The organism is Paenibacillus sp. AR247 (genome assembly GCF_002968895.1).
In the GTDB taxonomy this organism is placed as follows: Bacteria; Bacillota; Bacilli; order Paenibacillales; family Paenibacillaceae; genus Paenibacillus_AQ; species Paenibacillus_AQ favisporus.
The window spans coordinates 355,847-362,819 of the sequence record NZ_PCZT01000002.1; the positions used below are offsets into that span (position 1 = coordinate 355,847).

Annotated in this window: 7 protein-coding genes and 1 pseudogene; 1 reads left to right on the forward strand and 7 read right to left on the reverse strand. The window is 57.7% G+C overall.

The features are described from left to right. Positions 1–262 precede the first annotated feature (262 nt). Positions 263–937: a TetR/AcrR family transcriptional regulator gene (locus CPT76_RS02175; protein WP_105441780.1), complete on the forward strand. Its 675-nt coding sequence runs from the start codon at positions 263–265 to the stop codon at positions 935–937. Positions 938–1,024: 87 nt separating this feature from the next. On the opposite strand, the gene CPT76_RS02180 is transcribed toward CPT76_RS02175, so the two are convergent. From CPT76_RS02180 to CPT76_RS02210, 7 genes and pseudogenes are all read right to left on the reverse strand, one after another. Beyond that, a complete protein-coding gene (locus CPT76_RS02180; protein ID WP_105441781.1) occupies positions 1,025–1,888 on the reverse strand; it encodes a class II fructose-bisphosphate aldolase in 864 nt (287 codons plus the stop codon). A 22-nt stretch (positions 1,889–1,910) separates the two neighbouring features. After that, positions 1,911–2,915 carry an ROK family protein gene (locus CPT76_RS02185; RefSeq protein ID WP_105441782.1) on the reverse strand — a complete coding sequence of 335 codons (1,005 nt, stop codon included), beginning with the start codon at positions 2,913–2,915 and terminating at the stop codon, positions 1,911–1,913. 30 nt (positions 2,916–2,945) lie between these two features. Next, a complete protein-coding gene (locus tag CPT76_RS02190; RefSeq protein ID WP_105441783.1) occupies positions 2,946–3,731 on the reverse strand; it encodes a DeoR/GlpR family DNA-binding transcription regulator in 786 nt (261 codons plus the stop codon). A gap of 20 nt (positions 3,732–3,751) precedes the next feature. After that, the gene (locus CPT76_RS02195; protein WP_105441784.1) at positions 3,752–4,813 is read right to left on the reverse strand and encodes an SIS domain-containing protein; all 1,062 of its coding nucleotides are present in this window, start codon (positions 4,811–4,813) and stop codon (positions 3,752–3,754) included. Positions 4,814–5,091: 278 nt separating this feature from the next. Next, positions 5,092–6,048 carry an ROK family protein gene (locus tag CPT76_RS02200; RefSeq protein ID WP_374954584.1) on the reverse strand — a complete coding sequence of 319 codons (957 nt, stop codon included), beginning with the start codon at positions 6,046–6,048 and terminating at the stop codon, positions 5,092–5,094. Between the two features lie 32 nt (positions 6,049–6,080). Continuing rightward, positions 6,081–6,785, reverse strand: coding sequence for a copper homeostasis protein CutC (locus tag CPT76_RS02205; protein WP_105441786.1), 705 nt, complete (start codon positions 6,783–6,785; stop codon positions 6,081–6,083). Next, positions 6,782–6,973, reverse strand: a pseudogene (locus CPT76_RS02210) (peptidase M17); the annotation flags it as partial. The pseudogene CPT76_RS02210 and the gene CPT76_RS02205, both read right to left, overlap by 4 nt.

Genomic DNA, 6,973 nt, shown 5'->3' on the forward strand with positions numbered 1-6,973 from the left:
ATTTGCTCCAAGATGATTACGAACGAGGCAACATCCAGCCCATATTGGGCGGGCATGACCTTGTAAAATCAGAGGTCGTGATAGTTGAACTATCATCACAAAACCAATTATATCACCGTTTGTTTTTCCCTTCAATCTTTCCCACGGTCATCCCATGGATTCCCGGACTCTGCACCTGGACAGCGTTGACTTCTCCGGATGGTTTTGATAGCATTTTTTACGATTTTATCTTTTCACCCGGAAGGCGAGTTGACTCACAATTATGGATCCGAAGACTAGATGGGAACAGGAACGGCGAGAAGGTAAAAAAGCGCGAGAGAGCAGCATTATCGAGGCAGCGGAGCGGGTTTTTAACCGCAAAGGGATCGACAAGGCGACGATGCGGGATATCGCTGCGGAAGATAATGTTGGCATTGCTACGGTGTTCCGGTATTTTCCCAAGAAAGACAAGCTGATCGTGGCGGTCGCCACGCATTTGATCAGCCTGGAGGAAGAGGCGTTCCGGGCAATTGCCGCTACGCCAGTGACAGGCATCAAGAAGCTTGAAGCGCTGCTGGATCATTTCCTGAATCTCCAACTGCCGGAATTGAGCAGCAGGAGCCGGTTCCTTGAGGCGTTTGAGAGCTATGCCGCCCAGCAGGCCGAGCCGCTGGAGGATATCCAGCAGTACAACGACGTCCACCGCAAGGTATCCGATGCGTTCGCCGAAATCATTGACAGCTGCACCCGGGACGGTTCAGTCCGCTCCGATCTTCCCATAGAGGAAACCCTGTCGACCGTGGTCAATGCGTTCGGCATTTTTTCGAAAAAGCTGTCGCTGCAGCGCAGCATCGTGATGTTCGAGTCCATCGTCAGCGCGGACGTCCAGCTGGACCTGCTGAAACGGATGTTTCTCGACTATTTGAAGAACCCGGGATCTGCCTCTTCAGATTTATAACATCCCATGAATTTAAAAAGCCTGCTTCCCCGGCTCCCCGGGCCCTAAGCAGGCTTGTTTCATTTATTTTGTGAATGGCGTTAGCGTCTAAAAGTCCCCCGCCCGGCCGGCGCAGCCGCACAGCTGCATTTTCTCAATAACTGCCGCTTTCAGCGCCTTCTTGGCAGGAACCATGTATTTCCGCGGGTCGTTCTCATCCGGGTTCTCGGCAAAGACATGCTTGATGGCGTCGGAGAACAGGATGCGCAGTTCGGTAGCCACGTTCATTTTGGCCATGCCGAGACTGACCGCCCGCTTCACCTGCTCCTCCGGAATGCCGGAGCCTCCATGCAGGACGAGCGGAACATCAACGGCTTCGGCAATGCGCCCGATCCGGTCGAAATCGATATTCGGCGTCCCCTTGTAGATGCCGTGGGCGGTGCCGATCGCAGGGGCGAGCGTATGCACCCCGGTGCGCTCCACGAATTCGGCGCATTCTTTCGGATCGGCGAGCAAAGCGTCGCGTTCGTCGACGACGATGTCGTCCTCGACGCCGCCGACCTTGCCGAGCTCCGCCTCCACGTTGATGCCAACGGCGTTGGCGGCTTCGACCACCTTCTGGGTCATGGCCACATTTTCCTCAAATGGGGAATGGGACGCATCGATCATGACGGACGTATAGCCCGCCCGGATACAGCTGATAATGACGGAAAATTCGTTGCAATGACTCCAAATGAAGTGCGATGGGCACGCTGGCGCGGTCCGCCGCCACCCGGGCGGCAGCAGCGATATAATGGCCCCCAGATGCTTGACGGTCCCGACCGTAGACTGGATAATGAGCGGCGACTGTGCTTCTTCGGCCGCCTCGACCACAGCCTGCAGCATTTCCAGTGTATGCACGTTAAAGGCCCCGATGGCGTAATGTTTGGCCCTTGCTTCTTGCAGTAAAGACGTAGACGAAACGAGTGACATGGTGTTTTCCCCTTCCCGTTTGTTATGCCTTGCTGTCCTGTATCAATCCGCTTAATGCGGTATGTTTATGCTTTGCGTACATAGCGCTCCCGGTCACGCCCGCATCGTCGTTATGCATGGCGGGAACGATCTTGAGCCGATCGCGGTAATCAGGCAGGATCCGGCCCATCAGCTCCCGCTCCAGCGGCTTCAAAATGCGGTCTCCCGCCAGCGCCCCGCCGCCGCCGATAATGATCATCTCCGGGCTGTTCAGCGAAACGGCGTAGGACAGCGCCTGGCCGAGCAGCGAACCCGCCCGCTCCAGAATGGAAACGGCCAGCGCATCGCCCTGATCGTAAGCCCGCGACAAATCCGCTGCCGTCAGCTCCGCGAGGCGTTCGCCCGGAAACCAGCTGCGGAGCACCGTCGGCTCGCCGGACTCTATCGCTTTCCGGGCCTGCCGCACCATACCGGAGGCGGAGGCGTAAGTCTCCAGGCAGCCCGTCAAGCCGCATGGACACGGATCGCTGAGCCCCTCCATGACGATATGCCCCAGCTCCCCGGACATATGGCGGAAGCCGTAGAACAGGCTCCCCTCATTCACCATGGCCGAGGCGATGCCCGTGCCGATCGTCACGCCGACGACGTGGCCGGTGCCAGCACCGGCCCCATACAGCGCCTCGCCAAACACATACGTTCTGACATCGTTATCGATAAATACCGGCAGCTGCAGCCTGGCTTTCAGACGACTGGCGGCCGGAAGGTCGCGCCAGCCGAGGTTGCCTGCGAACTTGGCAATGCCTTCCTCGGGATCGACCAGCCCCGGCAGTCCGATCCCCGCTGCCGTGAGCGTTACAGGCTGTCCGTCTTCCCCGCGGTACGAGGCGACCGCTTCCTCTATCATTGCAGCGATTCGCTCCAGTACCGCATCCGGACCGCGTCCGGCTTCCGTCGGCCGCTTCAGCTTATGAACCACTTGTCCGGCGGAAGATACCAGACCGCATACGATATTCGTTCCGCCGACATCGACTCCCGCAAACACTTCCATGCTGAGCACCTGCCCTTATTTCACAGAATGTTATTGCGCGACATGCACCTGCACCCCGGCTTCTTTCAACCGGCTGCGGAGCTCCTCTCCGGGATCCTCATCCGTAATGATTCCGTGCAGGGCCGCCACGGGCGCCACCTGGAACAGGGAATTGCGGCCGTTCTTCGTATGGTCAAATACGGCGATAGTGCGGTTGGTGCGCTTCATCATGATCATCGCCGTATTCGCTTCAAGCTCGGAATAAGTGCTGGCCCCCTGTTCCGCCGAAAAACCGTCGATCCCCATAAACATCGTGTGAATGTTGATCGCCTCCAGCGTCCGCTCGGCAAGCGGTCCGCACAGCTCGAAGTTTTTGCTGCGCAGCATGCCGCCGGTCAGCACGACCTGAAGGTCTTCGTTCTCCGACAGCTCCATCGCAATATTAACGGCATTGGTCACCACCGTAATATTGCGGCGGTTCTTGAGTGCCCTCGCAATGAGATACGTCGTGGTCCCGCCCGTCAGGCCGACCACGTCCCCCTCTTGCACGAGGGAAGCCGCCATGGCGGCGATTTTTTCCTTTTCCTGGTACAGCTTGTTCTGCTTCTCGTGAAATGGAATTTCCCTTCCGGCGGTGATTCCCGCGGATTTGGCGCCTCCGCCCATCGTGCGGATGACCCGTCCCGATTTCTCAAGCGCCTCCAGATCCCGGCGTGCCGTAGCCTCAGAGCATTTGAAGCGGGCCGTCACCTCCTGAAGGGAAATAGAGCCGTGCTGCAGGATGTAGTCCAATATCTGTTCCCGGCGTTCTTCTTTCGATCCATTTCGTTCACTCAAAGCGATTCTCTCCTTATGGTTTAAATTTTGACCACCTGGGTCAAATTCCGCGGGCTGTCCGGATTTCTCCCCTCCCGCAGTGCGGTGTAATACCCGATATATTGAACCAGCGGCATGTACAGCACCGCTCTCGCCTCATCGGACAGCGCCCGGCCCCCGGTCTCGAACACGAGATCGGCAAAGCCGGTGTCTCCGCCCTTGTCCGCGGTAATGATGACAACATGCGCGCCGTATTCTTTCATCTCCTGCGCTACCTTGATCTCATAGTCCCTTGCCGTTTCCGACAGCAGCAGGCAGACCATCGTTCCCGGCTCGACGACCGATTTCGGTCCGTGCCGGAATTCCATCGTGCCGAAGCTTTCCGTCCATACGCAGGACATTTCTTTGATCTTCAGGCAGGCTTCCTGCGCCAGCCCGTAATAGGATCCCATGCCCAAATATATGAATTTGTTCAGCTCCGGATGGCCGGAAATCAGTTCCTTGGCAGATTCGTCCGCCTTGGATACCACGCCTGCGCTGAGTTCCACGGCTTCCTGAAGTTCCTTGAGCTGCTCCGTCTTGCCGGCAGCGCGAGCCATCGCCGCTTGGAGCATAAAAGTCATGCTGCTAAAAGATTTCGTCATGACGGTGCTTTTCTCCTTGCCGAGCGGTGACAGTAAGTATGGAGCGAGCTTCGCCATTGTGCTTTCCTCATCGCAGGTGATGCTGCAGATCGTCCAATCCGGCAAATCCTTCACCGATTCCAGTGCGAGAATAACCTCCGTCGACTCTCCCGAACGGGAAATCCCGACGAGCAGCACACGTTTTCCGGGCGGAACCGCTTGCTCCCTGAACAAGAAGATTTCGGATGACGGATAGGCCGCACCGCTGCGCCCCGTCCATTTGCGGAACGTGGATGCGGCGGTCTGCGCCAAATAATAGGAAGTCCCCGACCCGATAAAAATCACTTCATCAAACGAAGAATTGCCGATAAACTGAGAGATCCACTCCTGCTGCGCCTCTAGCTGCTTCCAGGCAGCCGCCAGCGCGTCGGATTGTCCGCCGATCTCTGGATACGTCAGTACGCCTTGAGTCTGTGCCAATGAATATCCACCCCGATCTCTTCATATTGGTAGTATTGCGGTTGTTTCTATTGGCATTATATTGCAATACATTGAAATATTCAATCATTAAATTGATATAAAATTGCAAAATTAGCTCCCAATTAGGATCGACGCACCCTTTTTAAAACTCAGCAGCTATAACAAAAAAGGGCAAATCCATAGCATATATGGATTTGCCCTTCTCTTTAATTCATATCCATGCTGCCTCTTTAAAATGCACACATAATGCATAAGATGGCGGCTAATTTTTGAGCCGTCTATTCCACGAACAGCGCTGCAGCCCCGATAATGCCCACATCGTCTTTGAGCTCGGCGGGTTTGATGGCGTAAGTGCCCCGATAAGGCTCCATGACCAGCTCACCGGTCTTCCCGCGGAGCGGCTCGAAGAAGGCGGCCCCGGCGCGGCTGACGCCGCCGCCAATGACGATGCAATCCGGATTGAAGCTGTGAATGATGTTCATGAGTCCAAGGCCCGTGTAATGTATAACCTGCTCCAGCGTCTCTTGGGCCAGCTTGTCGTTCATCGCCGCGGCTTGAAACACATGCTTGGCGCTCAGCGGCACGCCTTCCGCTTCGGCCAGCGCGGTCATCTGCGTCATGCCTTCCGCCGCCGCTGCAGCCGCCTCGGATGCCTGGCGGGCGATGGCCGTCCCCGAAGCATAGGTCTCCCAGCAGCCCCGCTGGCCGCAGCCGCACAGCGCCCCGTTCGGGTCGACCACCGTATGGCCGAGCTCGCCCGCGAAGGAGCTTGTCCCCAGGTACAGCTTCCCGTCAAGAACCAGGCCCGAGCCGATGCCGGTGCTCAGGGTGACGTAAACCATGCTCTGTGCCCCGCGTCCTGCACCGTACACGTATTCTCCCCATGCCGCCGCGTTCGCGTCATTGATCAGCTTGGCCGGCACTTGCAGCCGCTTCTCCAGCTCCGCCTGCAGCGAAATGCCGTTCCATCCGGGCAGGTTCACCCCGTTGCGGATGATTCCCCGGCGGGTGTCGACCGCCCCCGGGGAGGCCAAGCCGACACCGGCGATTTCGTGTTCTCCACTCACTTCCGTTATCGTATCTACGATCGCCTGAATGACCTCTTCCGAGCTTTTCAGCCCTGCGGTCGCCTTCTGGCTCCGGGCCAGCATCCGTCCGCCGGCGTCCAAAAGCCCTGTTGCGATTTTCGTTCCGCCGAGATCAACTCCGACGATCATCTTAGGTTGTTTGTCCAATGATTTCACCACAGTAATCGAGTATTTTGTTGTTACCCTGCTGACTTTGCGATGGATTTCACCGTCTGCGCCGCCGCCTTCACCCGTTCGGAATCGAGCGGCAGCAGGTAATTCCCTTCCGCTCTCAGCGCCGAGCCGAAATGGACCTCAGGCACGCCCGTCTTCTGGACGAACTCCGATAGCCCAGGTACGGTCAAGCCGTATCCAGCCAAGATACGGATGCCGGTTCCGGCTGATGCCTCCACCAGTGCTTGTATGCGGTCCGTCGACTCCGGCGCGGGCCGCGGCCCTCCGGAAGTCAGAATCCGGTTAATCTGCGGATATGCCGATAACGTCCGGAGCGCGCTGAGCTGATCGTCGATTTCGTCGAAGGCCCGGTGGAACGTCACGTTCAGACCGTCGGCCTCCTTCAGCAGCATTTCCAGCGCTTCGATATCCACCGTGCGGTCCGGTTTCAACGTTCCAAGCACGATTCCCGCCGCCCCGCACTCTTTGATAAAGGCGATATCCTCACGCATCGTCAGCAGGTCGTATTGGTCGTAGACGAACGACTGGCTGTGCGGACGGACCATGACATGGACCGGAATGCTCATCAAGCCGACGACCTTGCGGATCATGCCCGGACCCGGCGTCAATCCGCCTTCCATAATGCCCGTCACCAGCTCCAGGCGGTCCGCTCCCGCATTCTCGGCGACGAGCGCGTCGTACAAATTGGTTGCGATCACTTCCAGCTTCACTCCGCAGTACCTCCATTTCCAGAATTGGCCTGTTCCGTCACAAAATCGGCCAGCAGCCGGACTCCGTAACCGGTAGCCCCGGCAGCTTTATACCCCCGGTCCGCCGGGACCTGGGACGTATTGGCCATGTCGATATGGCACCAGCGCGCCTTAGAGGGCACAAACCGCCGCAGGAACAAGGCCGCCAT

Bases quoted from the DNA above. Each gene is read 5' to 3' on its own strand.
- CPT76_RS02175 (WP_105441780.1), top strand. From the start codon at position 263: ATGGATCCGAAGACTAGATGGGAACAGGAACGGCGAGAAGGTAAAAAA.
- CPT76_RS02185 (WP_105441782.1), bottom strand. From the start codon at position 2,915: ATGGAAGTGTTTGCGGGAGTCGATGTCGGCGGAACGAATATCGTATGC.
- CPT76_RS02180 (WP_105441781.1), bottom strand. From the start codon at position 1,888: ATGTCACTCGTTTCGTCTACGTCTTTACTGCAAGAAGCAAGGGCCAAA.